The 19906-nt window shown below is 51.4% G+C and carries 13 protein-coding genes; 6 read left to right on the top strand and 7 right to left on the bottom strand.

The features are described 5' to 3' along the window. Nucleotides 1-217: 217 nt before the first annotated feature. Complete coding sequence (locus B5M13_RS03675; RefSeq protein ID WP_080054353.1) at nucleotides 218-1180, top strand: hypothetical protein; 963 nt, start codon at nucleotides 218-220, stop codon at nucleotides 1178-1180. 205 nt (nucleotides 1181-1385) lie between these two features. On the opposite strand, the gene B5M13_RS03670 is transcribed toward B5M13_RS03675, so the two are convergent. The 5 genes from B5M13_RS03670 to B5M13_RS03650 all read right to left on the bottom strand — a co-directional run bounded on the left by B5M13_RS03670 (nucleotide 1386) and on the right by B5M13_RS03650 (nucleotide 10211). Then, nucleotides 1386-3491 (bottom strand): outer membrane protein assembly factor BamB family protein, encoded by a 2106-nt coding sequence (locus B5M13_RS03670; protein WP_080054352.1) that lies wholly within the window; start codon nucleotides 3489-3491, stop codon nucleotides 1386-1388. 338 nt (nucleotides 3492-3829) lie between these two features. Continuing rightward, entirely contained in the window at nucleotides 3830-5179 is a 1350-nt protein-coding gene (locus B5M13_RS03665) for a TolC family protein (RefSeq protein ID WP_080054351.1), read from the bottom strand. After that, on the bottom strand, nucleotides 5169-8273 hold the full coding sequence (locus B5M13_RS03660; protein WP_080054350.1) for an efflux RND transporter permease subunit: 3105 nt from the start codon (nucleotides 8271-8273) through the stop codon (nucleotides 5169-5171). The genes B5M13_RS03665 and B5M13_RS03660 overlap by 11 nt, the downstream gene beginning before the upstream one ends. 8 nt (nucleotides 8274-8281) lie before the next feature. Beyond that, nucleotides 8282-9316: an efflux RND transporter periplasmic adaptor subunit gene (locus tag B5M13_RS03655; protein WP_080054349.1), complete on the bottom strand. Its 1035-nt coding sequence runs from the start codon at nucleotides 9314-9316 to the stop codon at nucleotides 8282-8284. A 331-nt stretch (nucleotides 9317-9647) separates the two neighbouring features. Continuing rightward, the gene (locus B5M13_RS03650) at nucleotides 9648-10211 is read right to left on the bottom strand and encodes a Crp/Fnr family transcriptional regulator (protein ID WP_170061082.1); all 564 of its coding nucleotides are present in this window, start codon (nucleotides 10209-10211) and stop codon (nucleotides 9648-9650) included. A 207-nt stretch (nucleotides 10212-10418) separates the two neighbouring features. Between B5M13_RS03650 and B5M13_RS03645 the strand changes: the two genes are divergently transcribed. Further along, entirely contained in the window at nucleotides 10419-11339 is a 921-nt protein-coding gene (locus B5M13_RS03645) for an alpha/beta hydrolase (RefSeq protein ID WP_080054347.1), read from the top strand. Nucleotides 11340-11373: 34 nt separating this feature from the next. Continuing rightward, nucleotides 11374-12369, top strand: a complete 996-nt coding sequence (locus tag B5M13_RS03640; RefSeq protein ID WP_080054346.1) for an alpha/beta hydrolase — start codon at nucleotides 11374-11376, stop codon at nucleotides 12367-12369. A gap of 83 nt (nucleotides 12370-12452) precedes the next feature. Here B5M13_RS03640 and gcvP read toward each other — a convergent pair whose 3' ends face one another. Continuing rightward, on the bottom strand, nucleotides 12453-15359 hold the full coding sequence (gcvP, locus tag B5M13_RS03635) for an aminomethyl-transferring glycine dehydrogenase (protein ID WP_080054345.1): 2907 nt from the start codon (nucleotides 15357-15359) through the stop codon (nucleotides 12453-12455). A gap of 160 nt (nucleotides 15360-15519) precedes the next feature. On the opposite strand from gcvP, the gene B5M13_RS03630 reads away from it, so the two are divergent. The 3 genes from B5M13_RS03630 (at nucleotide 15520) to B5M13_RS03620 (ending at nucleotide 19155) form a co-directional block, all read left to right on the top strand. Further along, entirely contained in the window at nucleotides 15520-17337 is a 1818-nt protein-coding gene (locus tag B5M13_RS03630; protein ID WP_080054344.1) for a hypothetical protein, read from the top strand. Nucleotides 17338-17405: 68 nt separating this feature from the next. Further along, the gene (locus B5M13_RS03625; protein WP_080054343.1) at nucleotides 17406-18302 is read left to right on the top strand and encodes an alpha-1,2-fucosyltransferase; all 897 of its coding nucleotides are present in this window, start codon (nucleotides 17406-17408) and stop codon (nucleotides 18300-18302) included. A gap of 22 nt (nucleotides 18303-18324) precedes the next feature. Next, entirely contained in the window at nucleotides 18325-19155 is an 831-nt protein-coding gene (locus B5M13_RS03620) for a glycosyltransferase family 2 protein (RefSeq protein ID WP_080054342.1), read from the top strand. Between the two features lie 6 nt (nucleotides 19156-19161). On the opposite strand, the gene B5M13_RS03615 is transcribed toward B5M13_RS03620, so the two are convergent. Beyond that, on the bottom strand, nucleotides 19162-19881 hold the full coding sequence (locus B5M13_RS03615) for a class I SAM-dependent methyltransferase (RefSeq protein ID WP_080054341.1): 720 nt from the start codon (nucleotides 19879-19881) through the stop codon (nucleotides 19162-19164). Between the last annotated feature and the right edge of the window lie 25 nt (nucleotides 19882-19906).

Below are 19906 nucleotides of genomic sequence, written 5' to 3'. Positions count from 1 at the left end.
TAGAGGCTTTCGGTTTCGCTGACGAGGTAGCCATCATCTGCACGGCCGAATAGGTACGTGGAACCAGCCGCCATTCATTCCGTTGACTGCCAATGAGCCTACTTTGGCCATAGGATAGGTAAACCGACGATTACAAATCCTAAAAAATACAACCTATCGGCCCGAAATGCGTTGTATGAAGACACCTTGTCGCATGATACCTTAATTCTATAAAGCCATGGATAAGCGTCTTTTTCTCTCGTTAGCCGTTTTGGCTAGTTTACAAATCGGTTGTCAGTCTCGAGTCGATGAACCCGTTCAGCCCGAACAGCAACTGGCCTCAGCAACCACCCGGCAATCATCGGACTCGCTTACACCTGATTCGATAGCGGCTTATCGGCCTGCCTTTGGCGACGCCAACACCGTTCGTCAATTTCCCTATACCAACGCCAATCAACACAATACGGCACTCCGGTTAACCCGTGTGCTTTACAACGGTCGGCCTATTCGCAACTATCTGTATAGCGATCAGGGCCGTTTGGCCGAACGAACGGATTATTATACCGATGGAACGCATATCTATAAAAAATTCACGTATAGTTATGAAGCTGGTAAACCGACTAAAATTGTCTCAGAGATCAATAAGGAGGTTAATACCTTGACGAGCTATCCACGGAACAACGATCTGCGGCCCAGCACCGTAACCACACTGGCCGATAGTGCTGGCTGGATTCAAAAAACAACCGCTATCGAGTTTCTGGACGGGTATCAGAAGCCCGGCACAACGGTATCTCGTTTGGGATTTAGTACGACTGGCCTGCTGATCTGGGATGAAAAAACGGACCAGAAGGGTATACTGAGTCAATACACGCTCTACCGTCGCGATGAATCGGGCAATGTTATCCTTCGACGAATGGGGCTGCTTAACAACCGATGGGAAGCGGTTCGCTATAATTATGACCAAAACCCAAATCCGTTTCGCACCACTGGCGATATTCAACCACTCGACTTTGGCGATCTGAATGGCCTTGATTTGGTAGCGGTTAATAACATCGTTACAGCTACTTCTACAAACTCCGAAGGGAGTCGTATACAATGGCAGTATGTCTATACCTATCGTTCGGATGGGTACCCATCTCGTGTCGCTATCTACCGAGATGAACGCCAGGTCAGTACAGTAGAGTTTGTGTATAACCAGTAAACCCCTATTCACCCTGTACCAATTTGGGTTACCTGCCCCCTTGTAAGCAACATTTTGTAACAAGGATAGTATCCAGGAATTAACGGACAGCCCTACGGTCAAATCGGTGGGGTTACAGGCCAGGTAATTTTGAAAGTCCGCTCTCAAAATTACCTGGCCACTTCTTGTTCTATCCCAGCGTTGAACAACCGCTTACCAACACAGTTTACGGCAAGGCGAACGCCACGTACCGATCCCCCGATTTCGTTTTAAGTTTGCCACCCCCGCAGGCAATCACCACATATTGCTTGCCATTAACGGCATAGGTACTGGGCGAAGCATACCCGGCGGCAGGCAGTTTGGCCCGCCAGAGTTCACGGCCCGTTTTGCGGTCGAAAGCCCGAATTAGTTCGTCGCGCGAGGAGGCAATGAAGAGTAACCCGCCCGCCGTTACGGCCGGAGCCCCGTAGTTGTCGGTGCCCGTCGGGGGCACGCCCTTCGCCACTAATTCAGGGTACTCGCCCAGCGGGACCTGCCAACGGTGTTCCCCCGTATTCATGTCAATCGCTGTTAACGTGCCCCAGGGTGGGCGGCTTACGGGATACCCGGCCTGGTCGTACCAGCGAGTAAATCCGGTATGATGGTAGGGTGATGTATTCAGATTTTCCTTACTGGCGACAGAGGTTGTTTTGCCGAACAGAAAATCCACGATGGCTTTGCGTTCGGCTTCCTTCAGATGGGTAAAGGCAGGCATCATGCCCTGGCCTTTGGCCAGAACCTGAGCCACCGACGTCTCATTGCGTTTTTGGAAAATTCGAATCAGGGCCGGATAGCTCCCGTCGTGGCTACCCTCGCGGTCCTGACCGTGGCAGGAGGCACAATGTGTTTGGTAGAGCTGGCTACCGGTGCGGTCAACGGCCATGGTTGACACCGTACTGGCAGGAGTTGGAACCAGCCCCATAGTGACCGGAATTTGCTTGGCCGGAACATACATAATGCCAGCTTCGTCTACCGCAGCCCCGCCCCACTGCGCACCCCCATCGGTGCCGGGGAAAAACACGGTTCGGTTAGGGCTCAGAGGAAGAGGCATAAACTCTTTTCCCGATTGCCAGCGCCGGAGTTGGGCTACGATCGTATCACGGTCGGTAACAAAGTCGTTAATATCGCTTTCCGAAAACGATTGCCGGGTAAATGGTGCGGGTTTGAGGGGGATCGGCTGAGTAGGCCAGGCTCTTTCTCCCGGAACGGTAGACGCGGGCATGGGTCTTTCCTCAATCGGAAACAGCGGTTTACCTGTAACCCGGTCGAACACAAACAGGAAGCCTTGTTTGGATAACACCGAAACGGCATCCACCTTTTTGCCGTCGTGAACAACGGTGAATAGATTAGGCGGAGCCGGAATATCGCGATCCCAGATGTCGTGATGGACCGTCTGAAAATGCCAGAGTCGCTTGCCCGTAGCCGCGTCGAGGGCAATCAGGCTGTTGCCGAATAGGTTCTGGCCGGGCCGGGTGCTGCCGTACAGATCGAAGGCCGCCGTTCCTGTGGGTACGTAGACGATACCACGCTGTCGGTCGATGGCCATACCCATCCAGTTGTTAGCGCCACCAAAGTTGCGGTAGCCGTCTTTCGGCCAGGTATTAGCTCCATATTCGCCAGGGTGCGGGATGGTGTGGAACGTCCAGACAATCCGCCCTGTACGAAGGTCGTAGGCACGCACATCGCCGGGCAAGGCAGGGGCAATCTCCGACACCCGGTGACCCATGATAAGCAGATTTTTATACACTACGCCCGGTGTGTTGCTCACCACGTACTCGTCAGCTCCGGGGCGGGCAAGACCTTCTTTTAAGTTAATCTTTCCACCTTTGCCAAAACTGGTAACTGGTTTTCCGGTTCGGGCGTCAAGGGCATAGAGCAGCGAGCCGTAAGCAAAGAAAATCCGGGCCTGCTTTCCATCGGTCCAGTATGTAACACCCCGGCTGTTCATGGCGAAGGTATCGTCCGTAAAATTCGTTTTCCAAAGCTGTCTCCCAGTAGCGGCCTCCAGAGCAAAGGCCTGCGAGCCTGCCGAAACTCCGTACAGTACACCATTGATGATGAGCGGATTGCACTGAATCTGGGTGTTGTTTTTGAGTGTATCGACTCCGCCCGATGCGTATTCCCAGGCGACCTGTAACCTGGCCACATTGCCGGGATTTAGCTGGGTAAGCGGTGAAAAATGGTTGCGATCGGGCCCACCATTGTATTCAGGCCAGTCGGTTGTAGGCGGTTTTTCGGTCAGGCTGAGTAGACTAACGGACAGCAGGAAGGCCAGGCAGGAGAAGCGTTTCATGAGTCGATTTAGGAAAGTATGAATGAGCCCATACTGACCAAAAGCCAGAGTAATCTTTCGGCGTATGTGGCTTATTAGCAGCAAAACTCAGTCGGCCTTACTTTTTACTGACTTCGCTGCCTACCGTTTCTCCGTTTTCTATGTTAAGCCCTATGTAGTTTAGGGTCATTCATCAAGAAAGCCTCCCTGGATACCAGAGAGGCTTTTTACAATTCCAACCTACGAGGCAGTCTCTTACTTGACTTAACTATCAATACTCGTATAGATAATACGCGTATTGGCTACAACAGGACTATTTATAGTCAGCATTTTAGTTAAAATAGACGAGGTTGCACTGTTTACATCGTCCCCGTCAGGATTTTAACGTCCAGAATAGCCAACTGGTAGTTCAACTGAGCGGACAGCAGATCGACCTGTGCTTTAGCCAGATTCGACTGAGCGGTTAACAGATCAGTTTTAAGGTTTAGTCCGGCCACCTGCCGATCCTGCTGAATTTTCAACTCTTCGCTCCGGTACCGAGCCGCTTTCTGCGCTACATCGATCAAAGCTCTGGCCTGACTGATTTTCCGGTATGCCTTTTCCAGATCGCTGCTCACCTGTTCCTGCGTGTTCAGTAGGTTTTCCTGCGCCTGCTGCCAGATCAGGTTACGCTGAGTCATTACCTGCTTGTTGGCTACCAGATCCTGTAAATTCCATTTCAGGTTTACGCCCACATAGGGGTTGTTGACCGGAAAAATCAGGTTGCCTTTCTGATAGGTGTAGCCCGCAAGAACGCCCAGATCAGGCCGATAGCTTTGCTGAGCCGCCTTGATACCCAGTTGCGCCTTTTGCTGATTCAGCGATGCGAGCTGTATGTCTACGTTATTTCGCAAGGCCGACAGTTCCACCGAATCCAGCGCAGGTACAGCAGCTGGCACTAAATCAATACCCGCCAACGCCAGCGAATCGGCTTTAATGCCCGTCAGACGCTTCAGGTCGGTTTCGTAATCGTCGCGCTGAATGGCGAGTTTAAGCAAGTTCTGCTCTTCGTCGGCCATGTTGGCCTGTAGGCCAGCCTTGCTCACGTCGATGGTTTTTCCTGACTGCAACGCACTTTCCACGTCGTACAATTTCAGTTTCGCCACATCGAGTTTGGTTCTGGCTTCAATCTGTTGCTGCTGGTTGATCAGCATGCCGTAATATAGTCGCTCAACAGCCTGTCGAATTTGCAGGGCTACTTTACGCTGCTCCTGCTCCGACATCTGAATATCAGTCTGGTCGATAGCCAGACCCGTTTTCACCTTACCCAACTGGGTAATGGGCTGGTAGGCGGTTAGACCCGCATTGAACGTATGGTGCTGCCCTAAGGCAAAGGTTTTGGTCTCATTGGGAAGCGGCACCTGTGTTGTCTGGCTCAGCGGAAGAACCCCAAACGAGCCCTGATCAATCACCAGCGAACCGATATTGGCGTTGTACTGATACGTGGAGTTGAGCGTTACCGATGGGTATTTCTTTACGTCGTCTTCTTTGAGTTTCGCCTGTTTCTCGGCTACCTGAAGCTTACGAATGGCCAGTCCCCGGTTGTTCTGTAAGGCCAGATCAATTGCCCGTTGCAGGCTAACCGATTCCGGTTGCTGGGCGCGGACCTGATTTGCCGTCAGCATCCCCACGATGCTGAGGTTGATATATAACTTTAACTTAGACTTCATGACTAACAGGTTGATTTTGAACGGCAAGGATGTCTTTTTTATCAGCGGGCCTGATCCAGGAGATGTAGAGTACCGGTACCGTTAGCAGGGCCATCACCATTGACCAGAGCACACCCACGGCAATCACACTGGCCAGCGGACTCCACATCGGAGACCCCGACAGAATCATCGGCAACACCCCAATAGCCGCAGCCGATGCCGTCAGAAAAATAGGCCGCAACCGCCGTTTGCCCGACTCAATGGCCGCCGTCCGAATATCCATGCCGTGGTGCATCAGTTCGTTGGTATGGTCGACCAGAATGATGGCGTTTCGCACAACAATCCCCGACAGACTGACCAATCCGACAAAGGCCGTAAATCCGAAGTTGTTGCCCGTGATGTAGAGCCCGAATAAAGCCCCGAACAAACTGAGCGGAATGGTTAGCATTACAATGGCAGCTTCTTTCAGGTTGCGGAACTGGAACAACAGGATAAAGAAAATCAGGACCAGGCTAATCACCAGTACTGTAATCATCTGGTTGAATGTTTCCTGTTTGTTGGCAAACTCGCCCCCATATTCGATCCGGTAACCAGCGGGCAGTTGAAGCGTATCGATGGCTGGGCGGATGGTTTTCAGCAACTCAGCAGGCAGTACGCCATGACTCGTTTCGCTCTGCACGGTCAGGGTACGGACTCCGTTGCGGTGCATGATGCGGCCGGTCTGCCATTTCGGTACCAGATCGGCAATCTGCCGGAGCGGCACCCGGCCATCGGTAATTGGCGACGACAGGTAGGTATTCCCCAGATCGTCGGTGGTTTCCCGGTTTTGCTTATCCAGCCGAAACACGACATCGATGGCGTTGTTGCCTTCGTAGAGTGTGGTGATCGGTGCCCCGCTGAAGCCCGTGTAGATCATCTGCGAAATGCTGGAGGTCGTGAACCCAAGTCGATTCGCTTCGTCTTTCAACTGGATGCTGATGCCGTAGTAATCTTCCTGAAAATCATTCCGAACCAGGGCGCTACCGGGCGCTTTTTTAACGATGTTTTCAACTTCCTGCCCAATGCTTTTTAGCCGGTTAATGTCGTCACCAATGATCCGTACTTCAACCGGAGCCTTCAGTGGCTGGCCCTGTTGCAACAACTTAATCTGCGGGCGTCCTTCCGGGATAATTGATCCAACTTTTTCCTGCAATTCGTCCGATAGGGTTTCGGTCGTATGTTCGTCGGTGGTATTGACCAGAATCTGCGCATAGTTGCTGACGGGCACTTCCGGCGAAAAATTGTAATAGAAACGCGGGGCGCTGGTTCCGACGAAGGTGGCAAAGGAGGTCACGCGCTTATCCTCTCGAACCAGTTTTTCGACCTTTCGGATAGCCGCTTCGGTTTTGTCCAGACTGGTACTGGTTGGCATCCAGAGTTCGACCACAAACTGATTCCGCTCGGCAGCCGGGAAGAATTTCTGACGCACCCCACCCGTATAGAGCAGCCCGGCAAACACAATGGTAATCAGGCTCAGGCCAATGGTTAGTTTAGGATGGCGAATGGCCCAGTCGAGCGCTGCGTTATAGCCATTCTGCATCCGGTCGAGCAGGGAGGTTTTCTTTGGACCAGCCTCCGCGTTCGGATCGTGTAACCCTTTCTTGATGAACACATAACACAATAATGGCGTCAACACCATGGCGACAATGAACGACGAAGCCAGAGCAATAGCAACCGTCCAGGGCAGCGCATTGATGAATTCCCCCACCGAACCGGTCAGCAGAATCATGGGCATAAACGAAGCAATGATCGTTACAGTAGCAGCCAGTACCGGCACCACCAGATCGCTCGCACTTCGCCAGGCAGCCGTCCAGCGGTCAACACCCGCGTCCAGCAGTTCGACGTAGTTGTCGGCAATCACAATCGCATCATCGACCACCATCCCCAACACCACGATCAGAGCAGCCAGCGATACCTGGTGCAGCTCGATACCAAAGGCATGCATGAGCGCAAAGGTCACCGCTACCGTTACCGGGATGGCCATAGCCGCGACCGAAGCAATACGGAAAGGCAACAGCAGCACCACCACTATGACCACCGAGAAAATAGCCAGAAAGAACTCATCGATGAAGTGCGAGACGTTGTTATTGACTACCTGCGGCTGGTTGACGATGGTGGTCAGTTTCACATCGGCAGGAAACAGTTTTGTCGTTTCGGCAATCTTCTTATCGACAGCCTTCCCAAAATCGACAATGTTGTTGCCCTCGTGCATCTGCACGGTCAGGATCACCGATTTGTGACCGTTGACGGTAATCTTGCTGGTTGGCTCGGCATAATCACGCTGAATGGTGGCAATATCGCCCAGCCGCACGAGCGCACCCGATTTCGACGCTCCAACAATCTGGTTGGCAATCTCATTTTCTTTCGTGAAATAGCCACTGGTGTAAAGCGGAGCTTTCTGGGTTTCGGTATCAATCGCCCCCGTAGCGCCAATGGAATTCTGCGACTGCAACAGTTTGACTACTTGCTGAATATCAACGCCATACTGGGCCAGTTTTTCAGAATTCGACGAAACCAAAATCTGTTCCTGCTGATCGCCAACCCGTTTAATTTTCGAAACGGCCGGAATCGTCCGAAGGTTGTCTTCGAGTTTCTGAGCGTATTGCTTCAACTGCGAGAAACTAGCCTGATCGCTTTCGATCCCAATCACCAGGGCTTCGGTATCGCCAAAATCGGAGTTGACGATAGGCCCTCGAACACCCTGCGGCAGTTCCAGACTTTTCACAACCAGCAGTTGGTGGCGCAATTTGCTCCAGAACACATCTGGATTTTTGACTTTCTCTCCCAGTTCGACATTCACCACCACCGCACCGTCGCGAGTGGTCGAGTAGGTTTTATCCTTGCGGACTTCCTCAAACTGAAACAGGTACTGCTCCAGCTTTTTGGTCACCTGGTCTTCGACCTGTGCGGAGTTGGCACCCGGATAAAAGGCCAGCACCAAGCCCTGACGGACCGTAATCTTGGGGTCTTCGCGACGGGGCATGGTCAGGAGTGAGTACACACCCAGCGCAAATACCAGCAGTAACACCGACAGAGTAACCTGTCTATATTTTAAAGAAGCTTGGACGAAATTCATGGCGTCGATTAATTAGAAAGGCTGACAGAAGAACCATCGGTAAGCTTTTGCTGACCACCCGTTACCACGATTTCCTGCGGAGATAGCCCGGCAGTCACTTCGATCTTATTCTTTACCAACTGACCAACACTAACATTCCGGCGGAACGCTTTTTGCTGTCCCTTGTCGACGACATAGACATAACTCTGGTTATCCGTATCGTGCAGGATGGCCTCGGCAGGCAGCAACAGTCGATCAACTGGCTGATTGGATGCCAGCGTGATCTCGGCGATCATACCGGGCCGAATCAGCCCGTTCGGATTGGGCAGTTCGATTTTTACGGTAAAGGCCCGCGATGTTACATCAGCCACTGAACCCACTTCTTTAACCTTACCCGTAAATGTCTGACCTACCGACGATACCAGCACCCGAGCCGACTGGCCAATTTTAATCGTGTGCAGTTCACTTTCGGGTATATAGGCATTTACGTTGACCTTACTGATGTCCGACACCACAAATAAGGGCGTACCCACTCCTGTAATCTCACCGACCTCCGCCATTTTTTTCAGCATTACCCCGCTGATGGGCGCGTATAGTTTTGTATCCGATAGATTCTTGGTCTGTAGTTTCTGCTGCACTTTAGCCTGCTGGAGTCCAAAATTCACTTTAGCGAAGTCGGCATCGCTCAGGCTGTTACGGTCATGCATGATTTTCAGACGGTTATACTCGTCGCCCACCTGAGCCACCTGCACATCCGACAATTCTTTGGCAATACCGTAGTTAGTCGGGTCGAGGCTGGCCAGTAACTGGCCTTTACGAACGGGCTGTCCTTCGTCGGCCGCGATAAAATTCAATTTTCCGGCTACCATGAAACCGAGCCGGACAGTGCGGCTCCCTTCGATATTACCACTGATGGATGTTGTGCGGTTAATCGGTTGTTTGGTAACCTGTTCGGTAATAACAGGAATAGCTACCTCCTTTACATCTGTAGTCTTCTCCTTTGTCTGACAACCACTTAAGACGAACAGGGTCATCAGCGCGACGTAGGGTTTACTGCTTTTCATAGCAATTAGTTAGTGAATTATGATGGTGCAAAATTGTCCGATGAAAAGCGGCTTTCTTTTCATCTATCTTAAAAAATGAAGGTGTGGGGTATCTTTCTTTATTCCTAAAACCAGCGTAAATCCAGGCTGGTATCTACAAAACTCTCCTGCCCTGATCTACTGACCACAACCTGACCAGGCATAGGGGACTCGGAAAAGATTTGGGCGTTGGCTAATGATCGACCTGTTGTGCGGTTTATGCACCAGCCAAAAGAGCAACTGAGCCGGAATCGCCTGAAAATCGCCCGCTCATCACGCTTAAAATCAGAAAACTAACCAAAAGGTAAGAATGTTATCGTTGTGCACGTATAACGCTCAGTGTTTGCTGGGTAATGCCCAGATAAGATGCGATATGCCCCAGGGGAGCCTGTTGCAGAATGGACGGATACTGGGCAAGCAGGTTATTGTACCGTTCCTGCGCTGACTGAAATTGTAAAGCGCTCAATCGGTCGGAAAACGTCTTCAGTGTCTCGATCAGCACCGTCCGCATCAGTTTTTCCAGGTTATGGTGCTGGTCGATGATCTTTTCCAGATCACTATAGTTGATGGATCGGACAACAGACTTTTCGAGCAGTTCAAGCCCATAGGGAGAAGGCCGTCCATAGAAAACGGTCTCGATGCCTACCGAGAACGAGTTCATCAGAAAGAAATGGTGGGTGATGTCCTTGCCGTCGTGCCGGATGTAGTAGGCTCTGGCAAGGCCCTGTTCAAAGAAGTAAACTTTCTGCGATACGTTGTCGGGCGGCAGGAGCTTATGCCGCTTTGGAAATACCTCCCGCGCAAAGGCGCTGTCCAGTTCATACTCCAGTTTGGGGGAGATATCGACAAGCTGTTTGAGGTATGCAGTCAGTTCCATGCGGATTCGTTTACGGCCGAAAATTAGGGCTTTCGGCGGCATCAACCAATCGCACAGCTCGAATCCCGAACGGTAGCCGGTTTGCAACGGTCTGTTTGAGAACGCTTCCGGCAACGATTGCGTAAAAAGTCACAAACGTTTCTTTGCAAAATCTAATACAACACTCTATTCTTGGCTGATATTTTCCCAACCTGTTTTTGCCTTTTTATGCCTCGAACCGGCTTACTTCTTATCGTGATTTTCGCGCTGCCTTCTCTGGCCAATGCGCAGACCTTCATGGCGTTATGGCCTACAGGCAAAATGCCCAATTCGAAAGGGCTGGTACTAACCGATAGCATAGCAAACGAACGGGTCTACCGGGTAGGTACACCCGGTTTTTACGTGTTTTTACCATCGGTACAGGAAAACAAAGGGGCGGCTGTTATCATTTGTCCGGGCGGTGGCTACGAACGATTGGCCTACATGATTAGTGGCTGGCAACTGGCCAAATGGTTCAATACGCTGGGCATTAGCGCTTTTGTCCTGAATTACCGCCTACCCACCTCTCCTGATCTGAAACAACGGGAACTGGGGCCGCTTCAGGATGCTCAGCGAGCCATGAAGGTGATTCGTGCCCATGCGGCTCAATGGGGCATCAAACCCGATAAGGTAGGCATTATGGGAACATCGGCGGGCGGGCATCTGGCCGCTCACCTGGCCACCGCCACGACCGATGTTTCAACCATAAATGACTCGATCAATAGGCAGGCTTTTCGGCCTGATTTCACCATTCTGATTTCGCCCGTTATTACGATGGGGCAATATGCTCATGCCGGTAGTCGCAAAAATCTGCTGGGGCCCAATCCTTCTGCCGAACTACTGAAAACCTATTCACTGGAAAACGCCGTTACCTCTGCCACACCGCCTTGCTTTCTGGTACACGCTTTTAACGACACTGGGGTCGACCAACGGAACAGTCTGCTTTTTTACCAGGCGCTGGTCGACAGGAAAATTCAGTCCAGTCTACACATATTTCCACAGGGTGCCCATGCCATTGCACTCCGTAACAATCCGGGCTCCACGCAGGCCTGGGTTTCGCTGTGTGAAAGCTGGTTGCTGGAGATGGGAATTATTCCAGCCAATAAATAACCTTTTTCGATATACGTCTAAACAAACAGAAAGAATGACCTCTATCGTCTGGCAACGACTTCTTTGGTTCATGAGTGCTATCAGTCTGCTGACGTCTACAGCCTGGGCACAACTTGGCCCGACAGGTGGCCGGGACACCTCGTTTACAGTCCGAAAATCCTACCTTCAGGAAAAGAAGCACCATCCCGACATTACACTGGCCGATTCAACCCTACCTGCTGACGTGCTTGTACAGCGAAACATTGCTTACAGCACACCTGTAGCAGGCCGGAGATTAGTACTGGATGTATATGCTCCCAAACTCTCTGCCACGAAAGCGCTGCCCGCCATTCTGATGGTCCATGGTGGCGGCTGGCGGTCGGGCGATCGATCGCATAATAACACGCTGGCCGGGCACCTGGCGGCAAAAGGATTTATCGCTATTCCGGTTGAGTATCGCCTGTCGACCGAAGCACTCTATCCAGCCGCGGTTCATGATTTGAAAGCCGCCATCCGCTGGATGCGGGCCAACGCGCGTACGTACCACATCGATCCGAAACGAATTGCCATACTAGGGTTTTCGGCGGGTGGACAACTGGCAGCACTGGTTGGCAGTACAAACGGGAATGCAGCCTTCGAAGGGTCAGGCGGGTATGCGACGTACTCGAGCGACGTGCAGGCCATTGTCGATATTGATGGCGTACTGGCGTTCATTCATCCAGAATCGGGAGAAGGCGACGACTCCAGATCGACGTCGGCAGCTACCTACTGGTTTGGCTATGGGAAGGCACAAAAGCCGGAGTTATGGCACGAAGCCTCTCCCCTTACTCACATTGACAACCATACACCGCCTATTCTTTTTCTGAATAGTTCTGTCGATCGTATGCACGGCGGCCGCGACGATCTGATTGCCAAACTAAAGCCATTCGGCACCTATTCGGAAGTACATACATTTGCCGGGGCTCCGCATACGTTCATGTTTTTCAATCCGTGGTTTACACCCACCGTAACGTACATAACTGATTTCCTGCCTAAAGTCTGGACGTTCTGAGTCGCGGACAAAGTACCCTTATCATGCAAACAGCCACCCACTTACCATGAAGCGGGTGGCTGTTTGGGGTATAATAAGGCTGATTAAGCCTGCTGGGCTACGGTAGACTCTTCGGCTACCTCGTCGGTATAGGCATCTACAGGTACACAGGCACAGACCAGATTCCGGTCGCCGTAAGCCGAATCGATCCGGCTGACACTCGGCCAGAATTTCCGGGCACGCACCTGCGGCAACGGATAAACGGCCTTCTCGCGGCTGTACGGGCGAGTCCACTCATCGCTTAAGGCAACCGTAGCCGTATGCGGAGCATGTTTCAGCACGTTGCTGGCCTTATCGGCATCCCCGCTTTCAATCTCGCGAATCTCGTTGCGAATGGCAATCATGGCTTCAGCGAATCGGTCAAGCTCGGCCTTCGATTCCGATTCGGTCGGCTCAATCATCAGCGTACCCGCCACCGGGAATGACACCGTCGGTGCGTGGAAACCGTAATCCATCAAACGCTTGGCAATGTCTTCTACCTCAACACCCGTTGCGGCTTTGAAAGGTCGGCAATCAATGATCATTTCGTGCGCACAACGGCCGTTCGTTCCAGTGTACAGCGTATCGTAATGACCCTGTAAACGAGCTTTGAGGTAGTTGGCATTTAGGATCGCCCGTTTCGTAGCGTTGGTTAAACCTTCACCGCCCATCATGGCAATGTAGGCATACGAAATAGTCAGAATACTGGCCGATCCATAAGGAGCTGCTGAAACAGCACCCGCTCCATGCGATTTCATACCCCGGCTATCGGCAACATGGCCTGGCAGGAAGGGTACCAACTGCGATGCAACACCAATGGGGCCCATACCCGGTCCACCGCCACCGTGCGGAATACAGAACGTTTTGTGCAGATTCAGGTGGCAAACGTCGGCGCCAATGGCAGCCGGTGAAGTCAGCCCAACCTGGGCGTTCATGTTGGCCCCATCCATATATACCTGCCCGCCATGCTGATGAATGATGGCACAAATCTCTTTGATGCTTTCCTCAAACACACCGTGCGTCGATGGATAGGTAACCATCAGACAGGATAGGTCATTGCTGTATTGCTCGGCCTTTGCTTTCAGATCAGCGACGTCGATATTTCCGCGATCATCACATTTCACAATGATTACTTTCATACCCGCCATCACCGCACTGGCCGGATTGGTTCCGTGTGCCGACTGCGGAATGAGGGCAATGTTCCGATGTAGGTCGCCCCGGCTTTCGTGATACGCCCGAATCACCATCAGTCCCGCGTATTCGCCCTGAGCACCCGAGTTCGGTTGCAGCGACATAGCCGCAAAGCCCGTGATTTCGCAAAGCCAGGCGTTCAGGTCGGCAAACAGTTGCTGATAACCTACCGTCTGATCTTTAGGCGCGAAAGGGTGAATTTTACCAAACTCTGGCCAGGTAACCGGAATCATCTCGGCCGTAGCATTGAGTTTCATGGTACAGCTACCCAGCGAAATCATCGAATGGACCAGCGAGAGGTCTTTCTCTTCCAGCGATTTCAGGTAGCGCAACATCTCATGTTCGGTATGGTGCGTATTGAACACAGGATGCGTTAGGAAATCGGACGTACGAATGAGCGATTCAGGCCAGGTAATTTCCAGGCTTTCCAGCACAACCTCCATATCCGCTTTTACCCCGAATACCGTCAACAGTTCCGTCAGGTCGTGCAGGGTTTTGGCCTCATCGAACGATACACTGACATGTTCTTCATCGGGTAAGTAACGCAGGTTGATCTGAGCCGCCTTTGCCGATTTTTTCAGCGATTCGACGTCATCGACCCGAACCGTTACGGTGTCAAAATAGTTTTCGGTACTGACTTCGTGGGCGCTCCAGCGCAGCGCCGTAGCAAACGCTTTGGTAAGGGCGTGTACATGCTCGGCAATGGCCCGAAGGCGGCTGGGGCCGTGGTAAACAGCATAGCTACTCGCCATAACGGCCAGTAGCACCTGTGCCGTACAGATATTGGACGTGGCTTTCTCCCGGCGAATATGCTGTTCGCGAGTCTGCAATGCCATCCGCAGAGCTGGTTTGCCCTCAGCATCCTGCGAAACCCCAATGATCCGACCGGGAATCTGCCGCTTGTAGGCGTCGCGGGTGGCAAAGAAGGCCGCATGCGGGCCACCATAACCCATAGGCACGCCAAACCGCTGCGAAGAACCGACCACAACATCGGCTCCCATTTCACCGGGCGACTTCAGCAAGGTCAGCGCCAGCAAATCAGCCGCAACAGCTGTTGTAATCCCTAATTCACGAGCAGCGGCAATCAGATCGGTGTAGTCGAACACTTCACCATCCGTAGCCGGATATTGCAGCAACAGGCCAAAAATATCGCCATTGGTCAGATCGACAGTCCGGTGGTCGCCAACGAGCACGTTAATATCCAGTGGCGTAGCGCGGGTCAGCACCACATCGATCGTCTGAGGGTGGCAACGCTCTGACACAAAAATAGTCGTTGCATTTTTGCGAGCCACCGGACGCAGCGCATACAGCATATGCATGGCCTCGGCTGCTGCGGTTCCTTCGTCGAGCAGCGATGCATTGGCCAGATCCATTCCCGTCAGATCCGAGATAACCGTCTGAAAATTCAGCAGGGCTTCGAGCCTTCCCTGCGATATCTCGGCCTGATAGGGTGTGTAGGCTGTGTACCAGGCTGGATTTTCCAGAATATTGCGAAGAATGACGTTCGGAGTAATGGTGTCGTAATACCCCGTACCAATATACGATTTGAATACCTTATTCTGACCGGCCAGTTTTTTAAAATCGGCCAGAAACTGCATTTCTGACTTTGGCTGCGGTAGATTGAGTGGTTTTTCGAGCCGAATGGCTTCCGGCACGGTTTGGTCAATGAGCTGGTCGATGGAGTCTACGCCTACTGCTTTGAGCATGTCGGCCTGAGCCGTTTCGGTCTGACCGTGGTGACGGTCTTCAAATATGTCTGTCTGCTGAAGAGTTAACCTCATTGAAGGATGGCTTCTGTTATGTCTATCGCAAATTTACATCAATAAGGGCAGAAAAGCCGTATGGTTGAGTCAATTGTGTTGAGGACTGTGCAAACCGGCCGTTTGTCTAATCGACGGTAATACGTTATACTTACAGCTCAACTTCCGATGAATATGCTCGATGGCAACGTTTACGGCCAACCTTTTCTCGCTGCTCCTATCCCGATTATTCTCTCAACCCTCTGTATATAACGCGCGGTCTGCTTCTGGTTCTGCTGCATCTCAGCCAACGAACGGGGTTGCTGGTACAACGCCCCTGACCGCTGTTCATCTTGCTCAGTACAGTGTTCTCATTATACTACTGGCTATTCCGGTCGTTCTCTATTACATCACCATTTACCAGAATGCATACAACTTTCCGTACGAGGACGATTTAAACAGTGCGCTTTCGTTCATTGCCGATTATCAGTTTGGCGGGTTGAGTTTCTGGGAAAAACTGAAACTTATTTTTTCGCAGTATAACGAACACCGAATCGTTTTCGACCGACTTGTTTTTCTGCTCGACTATGCTCTGGTCGGCCAATTAAATTTTACTCATCTGATCTTTATTGGCAACCTCGCTCCTTTGCTCATCAGCTACCTGTTTGTGAAGGTGGTATTTCGGGGAGTACCACTGAATCAGAAACTTCTTTTTTTGCTGCCTGTTGCCTATTCGCTTTTCTCGTTTCAATACTGGGAATTATCGACCTGGAGCATGGCGGCTTTACAGAATCTGTATGTGATCCCGTTTGCCCTGTTTAGCCTGTATAGTCTGTGCAAACCCGGCCGGAACGCCTTTCTGCTGGCAGCCGGAGCGGCCATACTCGCCACCTTTACCAGTGGCAATGGGATGTTCACGTTCATTGCCGGAGTGGGTATACTCCTCCTGTTGCAATCGTATCAAAAGCTAGGGGTATGGCTACTCATTACGGCAATTACCATTGGGTCCTATTTTATTGGGTATATCCGGCCACCTTACCACCCCGATATTGTCGATTCGCTGTTCAACCATACAGGACGGGCCATCAGTTATTTCTTCACACTCATTGGATCGATGCTGGGGCCAGGCCGGCCGAAAATAGCGTTAGCGTTCGGGGGAATATCGGTTTTGATTACCCTGGGGTTGTTGGGTTATTTATGGTTCCAGAAGAAACTGACTACTTATTTACCGTTAGTTGGCTGGATTGCCTTTCTCTACCTGACCTGCCTGTCGCTGATGGCATCCCGTTCGGGCATGGGTGTCGAGCAGGCCTTTACCCCCCGATATGGCATTATCGCCGTTATGCTGTTTGCGACCCAGGCTATACTGGCTATCGAAGCGGTAACTCATCACTACGCCCGGTTGGCTATGCTGGGCTTGTTTCTGCTGGTCAGCGTATTTTTTTATGTATCGGGTAATAATCAGGGCAATCGCCGTCGCCTTGCTGACCGCACCCTGCAAATGAAATACAACAGTGCCATTTACAACGAAAAACCCGCGATGGTGTCGTTGCATTGGGGCAACCCGGAAACAGCCAACGTTATTTTCAGGGATGTTACCAAAAAAGGAATTTATCAGGTCCCGGGCCTCACCTTCAGCGATTTAAAAAGCCCACAGCTCCCCTGCGATGCCACAAAGCTGGTTGCGTCTCACACGATCACCTATGAAGTAAAACCGTATCTATCTGGCGATTTCCTGGTCATTTACCGGGCGTGGGCACAGCTCAAAAAGGATGCACCACGCGATCTGTCCGTTCAGCTTATCGCCCGGTCCGAAACGAGTTGCTTTGCGTTTGCTACCTACAAGCATACCTGGGATGATGTGGTCGATCATACCTTAGGCGGCCACTATACGCAGCCCGGGTTTTCGTGTGTGCTGGATAAAAAAGACCTTAAGCCCGGCCATTACGACCTCTGGCTTTACCTGACAAGTGGCGCGACCAGTGCGTATGAACCCATTCATCTGACACTTGATGTTTGAGTAGAGGAGTTACGGATGCAGTAACCGTTAAAAGGCAATCGTATGGCCGAATTATATACCCATCTTGTATGAACAGGCGCGTTGTTGTCCAGCTAAAAGGCGGCCTAGGAAATCAACTCTTTCAGTATGCACTGGGGAGGAGACTTTCGCTGCAACGGGAGGCCGAACTCCTGTTCGATTGTTCGGTTCTAACAAATCGCGTCCCGGTTTCCAAGTTTACTTTCCGGTCGTTCGATCTGGATGTTTTTCCAATAGCCGGTCGGGTAGCGACCCCAGCCGATCTACCTCTTTTTCCATCATCTTCATCGATTCGGTCGCCCTGGCCCCATCTGGTCCAACTGGGCCGTCTGTGGTGGCAAGGCTATTCGTATATGTACGAGCGGGGGTTTACGTATAACCCGAAGGTGCTACGCCAACAGGCCGACAAAATTTACCTGAATGGGTACTGGCAGTCGTACCGATATTTTGATGAGATAGCCGCTACCCTCCGCTCTGATTGCTCATTTTCAGCCCCTTTACCTGATTCAGCAGCCGGATTGGCAACCCGGATCAGAGCTAATAACTCAATCTGTCTGCACATCCGACGGACCGACTTTCTTCAGGTATCCCTGCACCAGGTCCACAACACCGATTATGTTAGTCGGGCCATCGCTGAAATGGCTGAACGCGTGGTCGATCCGTACTTTTTCGTATTCTCCGATGATATTGCCTGGTGTCAGGCGAATTTGACGCTACCTTATCCGGTGATCTTTGTACCCAGCGAACTGGCGGGGCCTAAGAATAGTCTGCATTTCCGGCTTATGACCTATTGCAAGCATTTTATTACAGCCAACAGTACCTTCAGTTGGTGGGCGGCCTGGCTTTCCGAATCCGACGATGAAAAAATCGTGATCACACCTAACCAATGGTTTAGCGATTCGCGGTCTATCGACGATTTGATTCCAGCTGACTGGATCCGACTGTAGACGCCTTTAATGTATCGACTTTATGGAATCAGTCCCCCGTATTTCTGTTGTGATGCCCGTTCATAATGGCGAGAAGTTCCTGGCCGAAGCCATCGAAAGTATTCTGGCCCAAACGATTCCCGATTTTGAACTGCTGGTCATAAACGATGGGTCAACCGATTCATCTGCGGCTGTTATCGAGCGATTCATGGTGCAGGACGAGCGTATCCGACTGATTACGAATCCGGTGGCGCTGGGTTTTGGTGGAGAAAAAGCCTGTAATGTCGCGTACCGACTAGCGCGTGGGCAGTACATTGCCAAACTCGATGCTGACGACGTTGCCCACCCCGAACGCCTGGCAAAACAACTGGCTTTTCTGGAATCGAATCCGACTATTTTTTTGGTAGGTAGCTGGCTGACCATTATCGATACGCATGGAAAAACCGTTGGCCAGCGCCGATACCCCACCGAGCCCGATGTTATTTATCAGCAGTTTTACTACCAGAACTGCATCGGCCACCCGTCGATTATGTTCCGAAACCACATCCTTTCCGACGATTTCTATACGCTTCGGTTTGCGGCCTTAAACGATTACTACAGCCATTTCCTGCATCTGACCCAAGGGCTACGCATGGCGAACCTGCCAGAATATCTGGTTCAGTATCGGGTACACAACAGCAATACGACATTCTCGGCCATCAAACGACAATGGGCTGTTAATATGGACATTAAGCGTAGTTTTATTGACGATTTTGGCTACCGGCCACCACGGCATCACCGGATAGCCATGTCGTTGATCACCTTTATTGTCGACCATGCGCCAGCCCGCTGGCTCGATATACTGCTCCAACTGCGCTCCCGCTATAACTGGTGATGTACCTTATGCTTTCTTTCTGAAAATACACTCATAATTCAGGGTAAATTCTTTCCGACGATCCAGAAAATCCAGCAATAGAAATAATAGGCCTATCGAGAAATTGAACGGATAAAAAACCAGAGCACCCAGTGCCGTTCCGTAAGGGCTTCCTAAATGGTGTTTGAACAGCGTTGGAATCGACCAGGCCAAAAAATGCCCTATCACAATAAACCGCCCACCCTGGGGTTTTATCTCCAGTACATCGAACCCATACTCTGCCGCATAAGCCTTCATGGCAAATTGCGTAAATCGATGATAATCGTGAGGCACTTCGTGTTCTTCCCACGTTTGGGGAGCTGTCAGAAACAGGAGTCCACCTGGTTTCAGAATTCGGCTCATTTCGGCAATAACACGTTCTGGATAGCGAACGTGTTCGAGCATCTGATTGCTTAGTACAAAATCATAGGAGGCATCCTCAAAAGGCATATCATCGGCCGAACAGATGTAATCGATACCAGCCGAATAAGCATGATGGTCGGTGGTTCCGCACCAGTCTGTGCTGACATAGCGGGCGTGGCTAAAATACGGTTTATACTGACATTCACCTGCGCCTACATCGACAATACTTGCTCCGGCAGGAACCAGTTTAGCCACTCGCTGAATATAGCGCCGAAGCGACCATACGTTATACCCCAAAACGGGGTTCTGAAAAAGAATTCGCTGTAACAGAGCTGTTACATTCATGAGATTACGAACTTTGAATGATGTA

This window comes from Spirosoma aerolatum (assembly GCF_002056795.1).
In the GTDB taxonomy this organism is placed as follows: domain Bacteria; phylum Bacteroidota; class Bacteroidia; order Cytophagales; family Spirosomataceae; genus Spirosoma; species Spirosoma aerolatum.
Note: the sequence above shows the minus strand (reverse complement) of the source record. Positions and strands in the feature narration are given on the sequence as shown.